Below are 17,743 nucleotides of genomic sequence, written 5' to 3' on the forward strand. Positions count from 1 at the left end.
TACAACACTTTCCATTGATTATGAAATCGATAAGACCCATTCTTCAACAAAATTAAGCGCTGCATCCAATTTTTCTGGGTCTTTTCCGCCGGCTTGGGCCATATCCGGACGTCCACCACCGCCGCCGCCGCAACGGGAAGCAACTTCTTTGACCAATTTACCAGCATGGAAGCCGCGGTCGATGTAATCCTTAGTCACTCCGGCAATCAAATTGACTTTATCACCTTGGGCCGAACCTAATACGATAATGACAGAATCGAGCTTTTGTTTCAAATCATCTGCCATTGCACGCAGATTATTCATGTCGGTAGCTTGAACCTTGGCCACCAATACTTGAACGCCATTTACGTCTTTTACGTTAGAAACAAGGCTGCTTGCTTCAATATTACTTAATTTTGCAGTAAGGCTTTCATTCTCACGATGAAGATCCTTCACTTCAGCCAGTACCGTTTCAATTCTTGAAGGTACATCTTTCAAGTTCGTTTTCAATTTGGCAGCCGCGTCTTTCAAGACACCGATTTGATCAGTCATCAATTTGTATGCCCCTGCACCCGTTACCGCTTCAATACGGCGAGTACCTGCGCCGATGCCGCTTTCGGATACGATTTTGAACAAGCCGATTACGGCTGTATTCGGAACGTGGACACCCCCGCAAAGCTCAAGGCTGTAATCGCCGATTTGAACGACACGGACAATCTTGCCGTATTTTTCGCCGAACAACGCCATTGCGCCCATAGCCTTTGCTTCCTCGATGTTTTTATAGTCCGTATTCACTTGTAAGCTTTGCCAAATCTTTTCATTTACAATCGTTTCGATTTGTTCAATCTCTTCCGCCGTTATCTGGCCAAAATGAGAGAAATCGAAGCGAAGGCGTTCAGCCTGTACGAGTGACCCTGCTTGATTGACATGTGTTCCAAGCACATCTTTCAACGCCTGATGCAGAAGATGCGTCGCTGTATGGTTTTTCGTGATATGGATCCGATTTTCTTGATTTACCGTAGCAACGATATTGGAATCTGCTGTTAAAGTGCCGGCAGTAACCGTTACACGGTGCAGATTTTGGCCATTAGGGGCCTTTTGGACATCATGGACATCAACCTTCACGGATTCACTGGCCATCGTTCCTATATCGGCTATTTGTCCGCCGCTTTCAGCATAGAAAGGAGTCTTGTTCAGTATCACTTGAACTTCTTCACCTTCTTGTGCCTCCGTTACAAGCTCGCCATTTTTTACTATGGCAGCAACTTTGGCTTCGACAGCGACTTGATCATAGCCGACAAATTCACTTTCAACTTTAATATCTCCCAATACCCCGCCTTGGATTTGCATAGAATCCACATCTTGACGCGCTGAACGGGCACGTTCACGCTGTGCATCCATTTCCTTCTCGAATCCAGCCTGATCGACCGTCATGCCTTCTTCTTCTGCATATTCTTCCGTTAACTCGATCGGGAAGCCATATGTGTCATATAAACGGAATGCATCACTGCCAGGAATGGTTGTACCGCCTTTTTCCTTTTCCTTTTTAATAACTTCAGAAAGGATGGCGAGTCCATCATTTAGAGTTTCATGGAAGCGTTCCTCTTCATTCTTGATTACTTTTGCAATGAACTCTTTATTCTTAAGGACTTCAGGGTAGAAGTCTTTCATGATTTCGCCGACGACCGTCACAAGCTCGAACATGAATGGTCGATTGATGTTGATTTGCTTAGCATACCGGACCGCTCTCCGGAGTAAACGGCGCAATACATAACCGCGGCCTTCGTTGGATGGAAGAGCCCCGTCACCTACTGCAAAGGCTACCGTACGAATATGGTCGGCAATGACCTTGAAGGCAACATCTTTTTCTGAATCAACACCATATTTCACATCGGAAATCTCTTCGACTGCCCGGATGATTGGCATGAATAAATCTGTATCATAGTTCGTCGCCACATCTTGAACGACGGAAGCCATACGTTCAAGGCCCATCCCTGTATCGATATTTTTCTTCGGAAGCGGTGTGTAAGAACCGTCCGGATTATGGTTGAATTGGGAAAACACAAGATTCCAGACTTCTAGATGCCGTTCATTCTCCCCGCCTGGATATAGTTCCGGATCATTCGGATCATCGCCATATGCTGGTCCGCGGTCATAGAAAATCTCTGTATTCGGGCCACTTGGACCTTCACCGATATCCCAGAAGTTCTCTTCCAGGCGAATGATCCTTTCAGCAGGAACACCGATTTTCTTATTCCAGAGTTCGAATGCTTCATCATCTTCAGGATGGATCGTCACAGCCAATTTCTCTTTGTCGAACCCAATCCATTTTTCATCCGTCAAAAATTCCCATGCCCATGTGATGGCTTCTTCTTTGAAATATTCGCCAATGGAGAAGTTTCCGAGCATTTCGAAGAACGTATGATGACGTGCCGTTTTCCCCACGTTTTCAATATCGTTTGTACGGATGGCCTTTTGAGCATTTGTGATCCTTGGATTTTCAGGAATCACCCGTCCATCAAAATATTTCTTTAACGTCGCCACCCCGGAATTGATCCAAAGCAATGATGGATCTTCATGTGGAACCAATGACGCACTTGGTTCGATGGTATGGCCTTTTTCACTAAAAAAATCTAAATACATTTGGCGGATTTGAGCACCAGTTAAATACTTCATATATATATCCTCCTTTAAAAATTATGTAATTTTGAGCACACAAAAAACCCCCATCCCAAAAACAGGGACGAGAGTTGACTCGCGGTACCACCCTGATTATGGACGCAGGAATTCATCCCAGGCCCATCACCTTCATAAAAGCCTTAACGCGGCATGACGGCAGGTATTAGCTGCTCTCAGGACTAGCTTTCTGCTGCTCTTCACCTTGCAGCCCCTTTCAGCCTGGGGGACCACTCTCTTTTAGATGGACTTCAGCATACTTCATCCTTCAACGAATTATCTTATGTTATGGATTATATTCACAAGACTTTTATTTGTCAATAAGGGGCGGCTTCTTTCTAAAGTGAACGCGGGCATGAAGTACAAAAACTTTCAATACAGCCAAGATGGGAATCGAAAGGACCATGCCCATGATACCTCCTATTTCACCCCCGGCCAATAATGCGAGCATGATGAACAGCGGATGCATATGGAGGCTTTTACCGACTATAAGCGGCGAAAGGATATTTCCCTCAAGAAATTGAAGTACAAGCACGATGACCGCGATGATCAACACCATTTTAACTGACATTGTCGCGGCAATGACCAGTGCAGGAATCGCCCCAATAATCGGTCCGAAATACGGAATGACATTCGTTATCCCGATTATCGCCCCCAATAGAAGCGGATATTGCATTCCGACTATCCAGAAGAGCAGCGAGGAAATCAAACCGATCACGACACAGACGATGATTTGTCCGCGGATATAGCCGCCAAGCGACGCATCCACATCACGAATGAATGCCCGTCCCTGCTTGCGCCATTTTTTCGGCGTCATATACCATGCCATTTTTTTTAAAACGGTGAAATCTTTCAGGATATAAAATGCGATGAATGGAATCAACGCAATCAGGACGATGAAATCAATCATCTTCATTGCATACTCCATCGCCTTTTCAGGTATACGCTTCAGCCAATCTTCGAAAAGGGTGACACCTTCTTCGAATCTTTCATGAATTCCGAACGGCCAGGCCGCCGTTTGATGATTGAGTTTATCAATGCTGCCCCGGTACTGTTCAACCAGTTCCGGCACGCTTTCCGACAGCTCGCGAACCTGGCTCACTATCACTGGAATGCCTTTATAAACAGCAAAGCCAATCCCTCCAAAAAACAATAAATAGATAATCGTAATCGAAAGCCAGCGACGCATCCCTTTCTCATTTAAATATTCCACTACAGGGTGCAGCAAGTAACTGATGAACGCACCAATCAAAAAAGGCAGCAGTACCGTCACACATACAGTAACGAAAGGTCCCCACATGGGCTTAAGTTTCATAAAGATATAGATAACAAAAAATAAGAGCAATAAAAAACCCAGGCGATAAAACCACTTTAGACGAATACTCACAATAAACACCTCCCGCTCATTTATTCTTCGAAAGGCGGAAGGTTTTCATACATGAAAAAAGAGTGCCCTCATTACCAGGACACCCATTGCCGCTATAATAATGACTTTAATCTTTTGCGTATTTTCTTCATGTTCCGTTTAATCATCTTCGAGTTCATCAAGTCCGAACCCAAGTTCATTAGAGTATTGCGTGAACGTCTAGCCATTGCAAACACCTCTTCCGTTATTTACATACCGAAGCGGCGGTCATTTTCCTCAAACAAATCGTCCAATGAGCTTAAACTTCCATCTTCCTCGACTTGGTGCGTATTTATGAGCCCTTCGGATAGAGTCATTTCAATAAAGCAATTCCAACAATAATATTGATTTACGCCAATCTTCCCAACATCTTTACTGCGGCAATTCGGACATTTAATTTCCAAAATGGACACCTCACTGTTCATAAACTGAAACAATGATGGTATCCTTCCCTAATGCAGGCGGCTGTTTTGATTCTATCACTGTCGACTCCGAGAAAAACCCATCCGTTGTTTCATACGCTATAATCGTGCCCATTTTCTCCTTGAAATATACATCCTGCAGTAAACCAAGCTCTTCGCCCATTTCTGAAAAAAGCATGCGTCCCAATAATTCGTCCTTCGAAAGGCAAATGGAATCCGCAGGCACCTTCCTGAAGGTTGAATCCTGTTGCATGATGACGATCCCATCTGGACCGAATGAAGAAATATCGTCGAGTTTTAAATGAAAAGCCCTTTTGAACAATGCTTGTTGATGAACGACCAAGCCTGTTACCTTACCCATTTCAGAAATTGATAAATCGTGGACCGTGCCGATTCTTTCTCCTTTGATTGTAAAAACCGGCATCCCTTTCAATAAAGAAAACGTCCGCAAGGTCATCCCGCCTTTCCGAACATTTTTATTATCTCTTTACTAATGTAAATAGATGTGCTGAAAGGTTTTCCATTGTTGGTCCCTCTTCCGTCAATACAGAATCCAGGCCACAAAAAAAAGACCGGTTTCCCGGTCTAATACACTTACCTTACCATCCTCTGCTGGCACCTCCGCCACCGGAACTTCCTCCGCCGCCGCCCCGTGGACCGCCGCTGCCGCCTCCACGGCCGCCGCCACCTCCGCGACTGATGAATATCAAAAGGATATTGATTAGCGTTTGAAGGAAAAATCCTTTAAAGAACTTGGCATCGAGGATGAATACGATGATGACTACGATGATAATGAGGAAAATCTGTAAACCTGATGGCTGAAAGGTTTCTGACTCGGGCTGAACGGTGAGATCTTGATAAAACTCGTCACCTAGGTCGTATTCTTTCGTGACATCGTTATATACAGCCTTATAGGTCTCCGTCAGGGCAACATCATATTTACCCTCTTTCAACGCAGGGATAGCCACATCATCCAAAATCTGTCCAGATCTTATATCGGTAATGGCCCCTTCCAAACCGTACCCCACTTCAATGTGGATTTTCTGTTCTTCCATGGCCAGCACAATGAGGACTCCATTGTTTAACTCGGCATCACCAAGCTTGAATGATCTAAATGCCTCGACCGAGTACTCCTCGATTTCGGATTCTTCCATCGAATCAACCGTCAAAACGGAAATTTGTGCTTTTGTGGCATCATCCAATCGTTTCCCAAGTTCGATGAGTTCGGATTTTTCCTGATCATCCAGGACTCCAGCAAAGTCCTGAACATATATATCCCCAACTGGTTCAGGGATGTTAGGTTGTGCTGCGGCTACGTTTGCTAAACCGAACGTGAGAATGAAGAATAGCGCAAACACAGCGAGTCTTTTCATTATTTATCGCTCCCGAAATCAACCTTTGGCGTTTCTTTTTCTTGATCGGTCACTTCAAAATATGGTTTGGCATCGAACCCGAACGCTCCTGCCATCATATTCTTCGGAAAGCGTTTAATCATTTTATTATAGTTGGTAACTTCATCATTATAGTCTTTTCGTGCTACCGTCAGCCGATTTTCCGTTCCTTCCAAACTATCCATGAGACCCTTAAAGTTCTCATTGGCCTTTAAATCCGGATAGTTTTCGACAACCACCAAAAGTCGGCTCAAGGCCCCACTCAATTCTTGATCGGCATCAATCGCTTCTTCAGTCGAATTGGCACCGGCCAGCTTCGAGCGTGCATCACTCACCGCTTTAATGGCTTCCGTTTCATGCGAAGCATAACCCTTCACCGTTTCGACAAGATTTGGAATCAAATCCGCTCTTCGTTTTAATTGATTATCCACCTGCGACCATTTATTGTCGACGTCTTCACTTGCACTTACAAGGCCGTTGTATGAAGATGCCCCATAAATGATAAGTAAAACGACCACGACTATTCCTATTATCCAACCTTTTTTCATCAAATCCCCCCTACTCTTTCACATATTAGTTATAGTTCCACCAAAACTATGAATTTTAAACAAAATTCATCCAAAAGAACCCGCTACATAAAATCATAAGGCGTGACATTCTCCATCCCGATCATCGGGTCAGCATGCATGAGAATATCAAGATAACTTGATTGTTGAGGTACCTCTCCCTTTTCCGCCGGCATTTCTTCTTCACTCAAAATTCCCTGCAGCTTTTCACGCAAAGTCGTTTTGCGGCGCATCTCATCATTACGCTCGATCCCTAAACGGAATGCATCTTCTTCACCACAAAGGATCAAGAAATTTTTACTGCGCGTAATCGCCGTATACAATAAATTACGTCGGAGCATCCGATAATAGCTTTTCACTACAGGTAAAATGACAATGGGGAATTCACTTCCCTGGGACTTATGGATGGAGCAGCAATAGGCATGTGTGATCTGGTTCAAGTCCTGCTTCGTGTATGTCACTTCGATGCCTTCGAACGATATGATTACTTTATCGACAGAATCGGTATTTTCTTTAGCGAACAATATCGACACGATTTCTCCCATATCGCCATTAAAGACGCCCTCCTCTGGCTGGTTCACCAGTTGAAGCACCTTATCTCCCGTTCTGTATATTACGTCTCCGAATTTTATTTCCCGCCGCTTTTCATCCGCATTGCTATTGAACACTTCCTGAAGCATTTTATTCAATGCATCAATGCCGGCAGGTCCTCTATACATGGGAGCCAGCACCTGTATATCCTTGGCCGTGAAGCCTTTCGTCCTGGCATTGGCAACCACTTTCTCGATAACTTGGGCGATTTGACCAGTTTGGCAGCGAATGAACGATCGATCTTCTTGCTGTTTCGTGACATCATCCGGAAGCCTTCCTTTTTTGATTTCATGTGCCAATTCAATGATCGACGAGCCATCGGCTTGACGATAAATATGTTCAAGACTGACAGTCGGTACACAATTCGATGCAAGCAAATCCTTTAAAACCTGCCCAGGTCCAACAGATGGCAGCTGATCTTCATCACCAACCAATATCACTTGGACATTTTCCGGCAGAGCTTTAAACAATTGATGGGCCAGCCACGTATCCACCATGGAAACCTCATCGATGATTACGATACGGCCATCCAGCTGATTATCCTCATCATGGGAAAAGCCTTCACTCCCGTTCCACCCGAGCAAACGATGGATCGTAACAGCGGGAAGCCCAGTCGATTCCGCCATGCGTTTCGCTGCACGGCCAGTAGGAGCCGCAAGTACGAATGGAAATGGATCGCTTCCTTCTTTTTTATAATCGTTAATGTCCATGGAAACGCCATGCAGCTCTGCATATAGCTCAACGATTCCTTTGATGACTGTCGTCTTACCCGTACCCGGTCCGCCCGTCAAGATTAACATGGGTGATTGCAGGGCCGTTTGGATCGCTTCCTTTTGGGCCGGGGCATAGGAAACATCCAGCCGCTCTTCAAGCTCCCCAAGTGCCAGCAAGAACTCTGATTCGGGGAACTGGTCCTCATACTCGGTTTGAGCAAGCAGCCGCTTGATGTTCATCACGATTCCCTTTTCCGAATAGAAAAGCGAAGGCGGATAAATTCGTTGATCCTCGACAACTATTTTCCCCTCTTGCGTCAATTCGATTATTTCCGAGGAAATGTTCGTGAACTCAATGCGGTCCCGCTTATTTTCCTCAAGCAGCCGTTTGACCGCTTCCAATAGCTGCTCAGCTTCTATGTAGATATTTCCGTCCTGCAGGCATTGAGATTCAAGCGTATACAAGCACGCAGCCTTGATTCGGTCGGGATGGCTGCCGGAAATGCCCAGCTGATGCCCAAGCTCATCCGCCCGTCCAAAACCAATCCCTTCAATATCCTCTACGAGCTTATACGGATTTCCCTGAACCATCGTGATCGTATCCTGTTTATACATTTGATAAATCTTCATCGACAGCTGCGGACCGAAGCCATATTGATTCAGGGCGATCATCACCTGCTCCAGACCTTGATGCTCGACCAATGTATCATAGAGGCCCTTTGCCTTTTCCCCGGATAGCTTCGGGATATCATCAAGTAGCGAGGGCTGAGCCAGAATTTTTGAAATTGCCTTTTCACCCAGTGTCTCAACAATGCTTTCTGCTGTTTTCTTCCCAATGCCCTTGAAAAGGTCACCTGATAAATAACTGACGATGCCTTCCTTGGATTGAGGCAGATCCTTGCGAAAATGCTCTACATGAAATTGAAGGCCAAAACGCGGATGTTCCTTCATCGCCCCATAAAAAATATAGATCTCATCCTCATGCATCCTTGGAAAATAACCAGTTACGACCGCTTCCTTCTCTTCATAATTCAGATTCGTTTCATGCACACGAATTCTTACAACCGAGTACATATTTTCTTCATTATGAAAGATCGTCACTAAATGACTTCCTTTCATGAACATTTTCTCTTCTGAAAACAAATCCAACGAATCTTGCTGGCTCAACTCTTCTCCCCACCTTTCCATGCATATGCTTTTTATTTACTCAGCATTCATTTCTTCCAACAGTTTCTTACCGTGCGCAGCAAGCATATGGTCAGGCTGTGCTTCCAAAGCCTTATCAAAATAAGCCATCGCTGCTTGCGCATCCTCACGATACCCTGCAAACGCAACACCTAAATTATAATAAGCATCCGCATGATTCGGATCCTGTTCCACAACTAAATTCAGTTGATTGATCAATTCATCATATAATTCCGCATTAGCAAGACATAACGCATATTGGAATCTTGCATCAACGTCCTCAGGGCTCAGCTCCACCGTTCTCTGTAAATAAGGCATCGCCAATTTCGGCTGATCTAATGCCATCAATGTCAATCCAAGCATGAAGTAAGCATCGCTGTTATCCAGCCCTAAACGGATTGCCTTTTCGAACATATCCTTCGCTTCGACTAGTTTAGAATCTGATTCATAATATAAGTTTCCTAAAGAATAGTAAGCCGCTGCTGCATTTTCATCCAGCTCGATCGCCTTTTTGTAAAACTTGACCGCTTTATCCGTTTCACCAACGGCAGTCAATACATTCCCAAAGTTTATGTAGGCAACAGGCTCATTCGGATTTTCCTCGATCGCCTCATTAAAAACTTTCGCCGCTTCTTCGTATTTCCCTTGCTCCATAAATTCAATTCCTTGTTGATTCTTATCCATATCCATTCACACTCCATTTTTATATTAAAAAGTATAGCATAAGCCAGTGGTCGAATTCAGGCGGTACACCCGCAATCCAAAAGAAGTCCCCAACCGCAAACACAGCTGGGGACATGCTTATTTTACCCTACGTAAGTCAGTTTTTCACCTTTTTTAAATACTTCATCAATCGTACCTCCGCCAAGGCACACTTCACCTTCATAGAATACGACTGCTTGTCCAGGTGTGATCGCGCGGACTGGCTCGTCAAAGATGACTTCGACGTCACCATTGTCCAAGACCTTCACCTTAACACCGCTATCCTCTTGACGATACCTGAACTTTGCCGTACAAGTAAATTCACCCGCAGGTATATGTTCCGCTACCCAGCTGACATTCACTGCACGAAGGGAATTGGAATACAGCACATCATTATCAAAGCCTTGACACACATATAAAACATTGCGCTTCAAGTCTTTTCCCGCAACAAACCAAGGTTCGCCGCTGCCGCCAATCCCTAGACCGTGACGCTGACCGATGGTGTAATACATCAATCCGTCATGCTTGCCCATGACCTTGCCATCCATCGTGACCATATCACCAGGCTGAGCTGGTAGGTAATTGCTTAAAAACTCTTTGAAATTGCGTTCACCGATAAAACAGATGCCTGTAGAATCTTTTTTCGTTGCCGTGGCAAGACCCGCTTCTTTCGCAATTTCACGGACTTCCTTCTTATCAATGTGTCCAAGCGGAAACATGACTTTTTCCAACTGTTCTTGAGTAAGCTGGTTCAAGAAGTACGTTTGATCTTTATTATTATCGACACCGCGAAGCATTTTGTATTCGCCATCCCGGTATTCAACCTGTGCGTAATGACCTGTAGCCACATAATCGGCACCAAGGCTTACTGCATGTTCAAGAAATGCCTTGAACTTGATTTCCTTATTGCACATTACATCCGGATTCGGGGTACGGCCCGCTTTATACTCATCCAAGAAATAAGTGAAAACTTTATCCCAATACTGCTTCTCGAAATTGACCGCATAATAAGGGATGCCGATTTGATTACATACGGCAATTACATCATTGTAATCTTCCGTTGCCGTACAGACTCCGTTTTCATCTGTATCATCCCAGTTCTTCATGAAAATCCCGACAACATCATAGCCTTGATTCTTCAATAGCAGGGCTGACACAGAAGAATCCACGCCTCCTGACATACCCACGACGACGCGGGTGTCCTGTGGTGCTTTTCTCATTCTGTCACCTCATTTATTTAAAGTAAGAATTATCTTCTCACTAATCTATTAACGATTTTAACGGTGGTTTCAGCCGCCTGCCTTACTTCCTCTTCCGTGTTGTTCAGACCGAAGCTGAAACGAATCGAATTCTTCGTCCGCTCCGAATCTTTCCCGAACATCGCCACAAGCACATGCGACGGATCGATTGACCCAGCTGTACAAGCGGATCCGCTCGATACAGCAACACCTGCCAAGTCCATATTAACGAGCATCGATTCCACATTCGTACCCGGAAAACTAACATTCAGCACATGCGGCAGCGACTGTTCCATAGATCCGTTAATTTCATATTGTACATCCGCCTCATCAAAGACGGCAAGCAATACGTCTTTAAATCGCTTGTATTGCTCCTTTTTCTCTTTCATCATGCTTTGTGCAATTGAAACGGCTTCTGCAAAACCGGCAATTGCAGGCACGCTTTCCGTACCAGCACGGCGCTTGCGTTCTTGTTCCCCGCCATATAATTGCGGATTCAGCTTCAAGCCTTCACGCATATAAAGAAAGCCAATTCCTTTTGGACCGTTGATTTTATGCGCGGTTACACTAAGCAAATCCACACCCAACTCTCGAACGTCGATAGAGATCAAACCATATGCCTGAACCGCATCCGTATGGAAAATGGCTTGATGCCCCTTGAGCAGCTCTCCAATTTCAGCAATCGGCTGGACCGTTCCAACCTCATTATTGCCGAACATGACCGAAACCAAAATCGTGTCATCCCGCAATGCGGCCTTTAGATCGGCAATTGAAATAAGCCCCGCTTCATTCACAGGTAAATATGTGACCTCAAAGCCAGACTTTTCAAGGAATTGGCATGTATGCAAAACCGCATGATGCTCAATCTCCGTCGTAATGATGTGCTTCCCTTTATCTTTATAAGCATTCGCAACACCCATGATCGCCGTATTATCCGCCTCGGTTCCGCCGCTCGTGAAAATGATTTCATTCCGCCCCGCACCGATGCTCGCCGCAATACTCGAACGCGCCTCATCCAAAACATGGCGTGCCTCCCGACCGAAAGCATGAATGCTCGACGGATTCCCGAAGTCATGGCTCATGACCGTCATCATCCTTTCGATCACATTCGGATGCATCGGTGAAGTCGCAGCATGATCTAAATATATTCTGTCCACTTTTTTGTCGCCTCCATTAAAAAACGCAAGCGCCTACATAATAGGCGCATTGCTAATCACTTAAATATAATACATATAAGAATCGATTTCACCCGTATCCTTGTAGCTTGCCAAATCCATAAGCGTCGTATTATCCAATACGTCCTTCACAGCATCGCGAATCCGGATCCAAAGCTGGCGCTTCACCGGCTCCTCATCCTCAATTCCTTCAACAGGGGTAATCGGCCCTTCCAATACACGAATGACATCACCAGAAGTAATCTCCTGAGGATCTTTAGACAGGACATACCCGCCATACGCACCGCGCACACTCTTCACCAATCCCGCATTACGAAGCGGCGCAATCAGCTGCTCCAAATAATGCTCCGACAGATTATGCGTCTGGGCAATCGATTTCAAACTCTTCGGACCTTCTCCATAATGTTTAGCAAGCTCAATCATAATTGTCAAACCATAACGGCCTTTAGTAGATATCTTCATACATATACACCTCAAATTATTTATCCGTTTCTAAATTCTTTTGAAATTATAGCATATTCCCGCCGGAAATGCATTCACCCGCCCTTCATTTGTCAAATTATCCTAATTGGAGAGGTAGGAAAAAGGAAGAAAAGAATGAAATGTGAACGATAGGGATGACGAATTTTATACAGCATTTTGGGTTAGGACTGAATTTTTCGCTCGGACGGTCGGATTATTGCCGGGATAGGGCGAATCTTTCGCTTGGACGGTCGGTTTATTGGGTGCTAGAGCGGATTTTTCGCTTGGACGGTCGGATTATTGCGGGGATAGGTTGAATCTCTCGCTCGGACGGTCGGATTATTGTGGGATAAGTCGAATCTTTCGCCCGGACGGTCGGATTATTGGGTGCTAGAACGGATTTTTCGCTTGGAAGCTGGATTATTTACGCTAGGTCGGATTTTTCGCTCGGACGGTCGGATTTTTGCGGGGATAGGTCGAATCTTTCGATCGGACGGCCGGATTATTGCGGGGATAGGGCGAATTAATAAGAAAGTACGTTACATGCCACATTTAATTTCACTAAAATACAGGAAATCACTTTATTAACCGAGAATACTTCACTTAAATCTATAAGGAGTGGTTATCATGATCATTAAAAACTGCAAGATGCCTTTAAAAATAGACATGCTCGAAGCTCTGATGAGACGCTTACCTCATGGACATGCGAAGCAACCGGCAATTATTGAAGATATCAAAAAAATCAAGGCCGGATACAACGGTGAAAACAGAGTCTTCCAATCTCTTAAATCCCTTCCTGAAAAAGAGTATCTACTCTTTCATGACCTCCGACTAATTGGATCATCTTTCCCCTTCCAAATGGACATCCTCATTCTCACATCCTCTTTCCTTTTAATCCTTGAAGTCAAAAACATGGCTGGTGAAATCTTTTTCGATAATGCATTCAATCAACTTATCCGTACAAATCCAGATGGAAAAACCGAAGCTTTTGATGATCCCATATTGCAAGTGAGCCGGCAGCGACAGCACTTATTAGACTGGTTAAAAACAAAAAGAATGAACAACCTTCCAGTTGAAACCCTCGTTGTCAGTGCCAATTCTTCAACGATCATTCGGGCCGGGAATACGGATATTAATAGAAAAGTGATACGTAAGGATCGGATTCTACTTAAAATTGAGGAATTAAAAAACAAGTATAACGAAGCGGTCCTTTCTACTAGAGTAATGAAACGATTATCGAATTTATTGCTTGATGGTCACATCCCTTATATTCCTAAACCGCTAGAGAATTATAGAATTCCGATTACCGCCCTCCAAACCGGAGTATTCTGCGATAAGTGTCATGCATTTTCGATGGAGCGGAAATCAAGAAAGTGGATTTGCCGTACCTGTTTGGATTTTTCCCTCGATGCTCACATTTCGGCACTTTATGATTATCTATACCTCGTCAAACCTACCATTACCAATAAGGAATTTCGAAACTTCCTACAACTCCAATCCCCATCCAGTGCAAAAAAACTATTACTTTCACTAAAATTGAATCATTCCGGACATACTAGAGGCAGATTTTATCTATTAAATTCTCTCATAGAAGCAGAGGTCGGATTATTACGCCGGTAGGTCGGATTTTTCCACTGGTAGGTCGGATTTCTCCGCTGGTAGGTCGGATTAATCCCCTGTAGGATGAAATATTCCGCTGATAGATTGAATTATCGAGCTCACAGCACAAATTAAATCCCCACACGGACTACTATAATAGGAATTCCCCCTCTTTTATAGCATAATCAGCGCATTTCCCCCATCAGTTGTGATACCTTATATAAAAAGGAGAGGTGCGCTATGAATATTAAACCGCTTGCTTTCCGGATGCGGCCTCGGTCGATAGATGAGATCATCGGGCAGGAGCATCTGGTCGGTGAAGGGAAAATTATCGCAAGGATGGTGAAAGCCAAGCAGCTTTCTTCCATGATCCTGTATGGTCCTCCGGGAATTGGCAAGACTTCGATTGCAAGTGCGATTGCCGGAAGCACGAAGTTTGCTTTTAGGACACTGAACGCGGTGACCAATAATAAAAAGGATATGGAAATCGTGGCTGCCGAGGCTAAGATGTCGGGGAAAGTGATTCTGCTGCTTGATGAGGTTCATCGTCTCGATAAGGCGAAGCAGGATTTCCTATTGCCTTATCTTGAAAACGGGATGATCACCTTGATCGGTGCAACGACCAGCAATCCCTATCATGCAATCAATCCGGCCATCCGAAGCAGGTGCCAGATTTTCGAGCTCAAATCATTGGAAAAATTTGATATAACCAAAGCTCTGGAACGGGCACTTCATGATGAAGAGCGCGGGCTTGGTGCGTATATAACGGATGTCAGCCTTGATGCCCTTACCCATTTCGCAACGGCTTCGAACGGAGATGTCCGCAGTGCGCTTAACGCTCTTGAGCTCGCCGTCATTTCCACCGAACCCGATGAGTCCGGAACGATTCATATAGATCTGCAAATTGCCGAGGAATGCATGCAGAAAAAAAGCTTCTCACATGACAAGGATGGAGATGCCCATTACGATGTTCTGTCGGCTTTCCAAAAATCAATTCGCGGCAGTGATGTGAATGCAGCCCTTCATTATTTGGGGCGATTGGTCGAAGCCGGCGATCTTGTCAGCATTGCCCGTCGCATGGTGGTCATCGCTTACGAAGACATAGGTCTTGCCAATCCGCAGGCTGGTCCCAGGGCCCTCGCTGCAGTCGAAGCCGCTGAACGGCTCGGGTTTCCTGAAGCCCGGATTCCACTTGCCAACTCCGTGATTGAGTTATGCCTATCACCTAAATCGAATACGGCTATTACCGCAATTGATGCGGCTCTTTCCGACATTCGCAGCGGCCATAGTGGAGATGTACCAGATCATCTTAAGGATGCCCATTACAAAGGGGCCACTGAACTCGGACGTGGCATCAGCTACCTTTATCCGCATGACTACGAGAATGGTTGGGTGAAGCAGCAATACTTACCGGACAAACTGCGCAGAAAAAAATACTACAAACCGAAAAAGAGCGGGAAATTTGAACAAGCCCTTGCCTCGGTCTATGAAAATATCGAGAAAAAGAAATAACTCCGGATCACTTCAGACCCGGAGTTTCTTTATTGTGGGAAATGAAAACTTTTAACATGCCTCATGTTGACAAAAATCGCCTCCCCTTGAGCATTCACCATCTCAATAATGCCATCTTTCACTGCACTGATCATCCCGATATTCTGCGGATGCATCCCCAAGTCGAGCACTACCAGTTTATTGGTTAACTTTTTCACCTGCTCCTCCAATGTCCGGGCCCAGCTTAAAGATGAAACCTGTGCCAATTGTTCCCCTTTATTCAAACCGTATGGACCCTTTGCATCATCGCAAACCGAAAGCCACTTTAAATGATCCATCGAAATGAACATCGTTTTAAATACTGGCGAATAAAAGACGAAATAGTTATTCATGATGCCCACGATATAACCATGAACCGAGTTTTTTTTTGTGAGCAGGATTTCAACAAACATCCCCTTCGCATTCATCAGTAATTTTCGGAACGATGTCTCGTCAATCTCCGGCTCTCCTCCCGAACCAATCTCCTCATCGATTATAGGAAAGGAAAAATTCTTAATGTGCCGGAATGGAATGTAACGGTAGGCTTTTCCAGTATACAAAACGATGATGTCAGAACTTACTTCAATTAAAATCCCCGCTTCATGTATATTCCCTGAGAGCTCCAGTTCCATATACTGGCCTATATGCTTTGCTAACAAGCGACTCTTCCCCCTTTATATTAAAATCAACCAAACAAAATGGTTGCTTGGCCATTTTACAAGCATTTGAACATCAACTTTTGAAAATGAAAAAAATCAAAATGGTGTAACGAATCCCAATAAATCCACCTTGGGCAATAACGGCATGTCCACCTTCCATAAGAAGGCACAACAACTCGATTTTGGTTGCTGTACCTGTTTGGTATTTCTTTACCGGATATTTTGATTTGAAGCTTTGATTAGGTTCTCAATCCAAATTTGCTTGAATGCATTTGCACGAGGACTTCTGCGTCTTGCTGATATTTCTTCTGAGCTTGAAGAGCTTTCATATGAGCTTGAGCTTGAAGAGCTTTCATATGAAGAACTGCTCTCTTCTGATGAACTGCTTTCATCTCTTCTACTTCCGTTTGCTGAATTTCCATTTGCTGAATTTGCGTTTGATGCATCACCGTCTGACGAACCTCCATCTTCGGAGTTTTCACCTGATTCCTCTTCAGCTTCTTCCTCTACCTGCACAGTTAAGGCAACGAATTGGACATGATCAGTTGTCACATAAAATAATTCTTGATTATGCACAACGATAAGGTACGTATCAGCCACTTCCATCAGGATGCCCTCAACCCTCTCAGGTCCACCAGCGAAAACGGATACCCAGTTGTGGACTAAGCGAGTCAGAATTCCATTTAGTGTATCAGTTCCGTTATAAACAAATTCAGGCAATAATTGTTCGTCTGATTGTTCTATCACTGTTACACTTTTAATATGGGAAATCGGGTATAAAACAAGCCCATCTTTCTCCGTGGATAAAACTAAAAATTCATCTTTCACATCTACAACCCGGCCAACTTTAGATGCCGGACCGCCGCCATTCACTTGAATGCAGCTAGTTTGAAGAGTTGCCAGCAATCCTAAAAAACTGGTCGGAAATACTATTTCTTCTTCCTCGGCCAATAAATCGACTTGTGACTTTTTCGCATTCGCGACAACGATTTTCAAATGATCCCTTGCGTAATACACAAGTTGAGTTTGTTCATCTTTCCCTGTTTGTAAAACGATATAATCGCTTAATACTCCTATAAGCCTGCCTTCTCTAGAATCAGGCCCGCCTTTAAACACCCTCACCGATTTTCCTGTTAAAGCATCAAGGTACGGTAAACCAACAGTCTCTGCCATTTTTCCTTTAGCCTCCAATAGTTATTTATACTTTAATGATATCCGTACTGCATATATATGCGCCTGCTTTCTAATACGGACTCTGCTTATCACCCATTTTGTAGGAAATCGTCGTACGCCTAGAAATCCCCTTTTGAAAAATCACTTTTTCCATTCTATTCAACTTTTAAAAAAGGGCCTTACTTTTTAATAAAAAAACCCCGGAATTTTTTCCGGAGTTACATCAACAAATCTCTATATAGAATGAAATGGCTTTCCTTTGCCCGGATTTTGTCAC

The 17,743-nt window shown here is 44.3% G+C and carries 15 protein-coding genes; 2 read left to right on the plus strand and 13 right to left on the minus strand.

Features of this window, described 5'->3' with window-relative positions:
- Positions 1-18 precede the first annotated feature (18 nt).
- From alaS to cymR, 11 genes are all read right to left on the minus strand, one after another.
- A complete protein-coding gene (gene alaS, locus OSJ91_RS19085; RefSeq protein WP_485890224.1) occupies positions 19-2,655 on the minus strand; it encodes an alanine--tRNA ligase in 2,637 nt (878 codons plus the stop codon).
- Between the two features lie 310 nt (positions 2,656-2,965).
- Positions 2,966-4,042: an AI-2E family transporter gene (locus OSJ91_RS19090; RefSeq protein ID WP_350299544.1), complete on the minus strand. Its 1,077-nt coding sequence runs from the start codon at positions 4,040-4,042 to the stop codon at positions 2,966-2,968.
- Positions 4,043-4,269: 227 nt separating this feature from the next.
- Positions 4,270-4,485 carry a hypothetical protein gene (locus OSJ91_RS19095; RefSeq protein ID WP_034311361.1) on the minus strand — a complete coding sequence of 72 codons (216 nt, stop codon included), beginning with the start codon at positions 4,483-4,485 and terminating at the stop codon, positions 4,270-4,272.
- A complete protein-coding gene (locus OSJ91_RS19100) occupies positions 4,475-4,933 on the minus strand; it encodes a PRC-barrel domain-containing protein (protein WP_350299545.1) in 459 nt (152 codons plus the stop codon). The genes OSJ91_RS19095 and OSJ91_RS19100 overlap by 11 nt, the downstream gene beginning before the upstream one ends.
- A gap of 148 nt (positions 4,934-5,081) precedes the next feature.
- On the minus strand, positions 5,082-5,855 hold the full coding sequence (locus tag OSJ91_RS19105; RefSeq protein ID WP_485890225.1) for a TPM domain-containing protein: 774 nt from the start codon (positions 5,853-5,855) through the stop codon (positions 5,082-5,084).
- Positions 5,855-6,424: a LemA family protein gene (locus OSJ91_RS19110; RefSeq protein ID WP_485890226.1), complete on the minus strand. Its 570-nt coding sequence runs from the start codon at positions 6,422-6,424 to the stop codon at positions 5,855-5,857. Before OSJ91_RS19110 ends, OSJ91_RS19105 begins: the two co-directional genes overlap by 1 nt.
- A gap of 80 nt (positions 6,425-6,504) precedes the next feature.
- Positions 6,505-8,910, minus strand: a complete 2,406-nt coding sequence (gene recD2, locus OSJ91_RS19115; RefSeq protein ID WP_485890227.1) for an SF1B family DNA helicase RecD2 — start codon at positions 8,908-8,910, stop codon at positions 6,505-6,507.
- 36 nt (positions 8,911-8,946) lie between these two features.
- Positions 8,947-9,612 carry a tetratricopeptide repeat protein gene (locus OSJ91_RS19120; RefSeq protein WP_485890228.1) on the minus strand — a complete coding sequence of 222 codons (666 nt, stop codon included), beginning with the start codon at positions 9,610-9,612 and terminating at the stop codon, positions 8,947-8,949.
- 122 nt (positions 9,613-9,734) lie between these two features.
- Positions 9,735-10,850, minus strand: a complete 1,116-nt coding sequence (gene mnmA / locus OSJ91_RS19125; protein WP_101222649.1) for a tRNA 2-thiouridine(34) synthase MnmA — start codon at positions 10,848-10,850, stop codon at positions 9,735-9,737.
- Between the two features lie 29 nt (positions 10,851-10,879).
- Positions 10,880-12,025 (minus strand): cysteine desulfurase family protein, encoded by a 1,146-nt coding sequence (locus tag OSJ91_RS19130; RefSeq protein ID WP_485890229.1) that lies wholly within the window; start codon positions 12,023-12,025, stop codon positions 10,880-10,882.
- A gap of 60 nt (positions 12,026-12,085) precedes the next feature.
- Positions 12,086-12,505: a cysteine metabolism transcriptional regulator CymR gene (cymR, locus tag OSJ91_RS19135; RefSeq protein ID WP_034308657.1), complete on the minus strand. Its 420-nt coding sequence runs from the start codon at positions 12,503-12,505 to the stop codon at positions 12,086-12,088.
- Positions 12,506-13,132: 627 nt separating this feature from the next.
- On the opposite strand from cymR, the gene OSJ91_RS19140 reads away from it, so the two are divergent.
- Positions 13,133-14,125 carry a nuclease-related domain-containing protein gene (locus OSJ91_RS19140; RefSeq protein WP_485890230.1) on the plus strand — a complete coding sequence of 331 codons (993 nt, stop codon included), beginning with the start codon at positions 13,133-13,135 and terminating at the stop codon, positions 14,123-14,125.
- Between the two features lie 225 nt (positions 14,126-14,350).
- Positions 14,351-15,616, plus strand: coding sequence for a replication-associated recombination protein A (locus OSJ91_RS19145; protein WP_485891924.1), 1,266 nt, complete (start codon positions 14,351-14,353; stop codon positions 15,614-15,616).
- 29 nt (positions 15,617-15,645) lie between these two features.
- On the opposite strand, the gene OSJ91_RS19150 is transcribed toward OSJ91_RS19145, so the two are convergent.
- Together OSJ91_RS19150 and OSJ91_RS19155 are read right to left on the minus strand one after the other, a co-directional pair.
- Positions 15,646-16,293 carry a DUF2642 domain-containing protein gene (locus tag OSJ91_RS19150; RefSeq protein ID WP_413019015.1) on the minus strand — a complete coding sequence of 216 codons (648 nt, stop codon included), beginning with the start codon at positions 16,291-16,293 and terminating at the stop codon, positions 15,646-15,648.
- 210 nt (positions 16,294-16,503) lie between these two features.
- Complete coding sequence (locus OSJ91_RS19155; RefSeq protein WP_485890231.1) at positions 16,504-17,466, minus strand: hypothetical protein; 963 nt, start codon at positions 17,464-17,466, stop codon at positions 16,504-16,506.
- Positions 17,467-17,743: the final 277 nt, after the last annotated feature.

The sequence above is a fragment of the Bacillus sp. T-10(2022) genome (genome assembly GCF_056502895.1).

Excerpts from the sequence above, each read along its gene's own strand:
- alaS (WP_485890224.1), bottom strand. The coding sequence starts at position 2,655 with ATGAAGTATTTAACTGGTGCTCAAATCCGCCAAATGTATTTAGATTTT.
- OSJ91_RS19095 (WP_034311361.1), bottom strand. The coding sequence starts at position 4,485 with ATGAACAGTGAGGTGTCCATTTTGGAAATTAAATGTCCGAATTGCCGC.
- OSJ91_RS19105 (WP_485890225.1), bottom strand. The coding sequence starts at position 5,855 with ATGAAAAGACTCGCTGTGTTTGCGCTATTCTTCATTCTCACGTTCGGT.
- OSJ91_RS19120 (WP_485890228.1), bottom strand. The coding sequence starts at position 9,612 with ATGGATAAGAATCAACAAGGAATTGAATTTATGGAGCAAGGGAAATAC.
- mnmA (WP_101222649.1), bottom strand. The coding sequence starts at position 10,850 with ATGAGAAAAGCACCACAGGACACCCGCGTCGTCGTGGGTATGTCAGGA.
- cymR (WP_034308657.1), bottom strand. The coding sequence starts at position 12,505 with ATGAAGATATCTACTAAAGGCCGTTATGGTTTGACAATTATGATTGAG.
- OSJ91_RS19140 (WP_485890230.1), top strand. The coding sequence starts at position 13,133 with ATGATCATTAAAAACTGCAAGATGCCTTTAAAAATAGACATGCTCGAA.
- OSJ91_RS19155 (WP_485890231.1), bottom strand. The coding sequence starts at position 17,466 with ATGGCAGAGACTGTTGGTTTACCGTACCTTGATGCTTTAACAGGAAAA.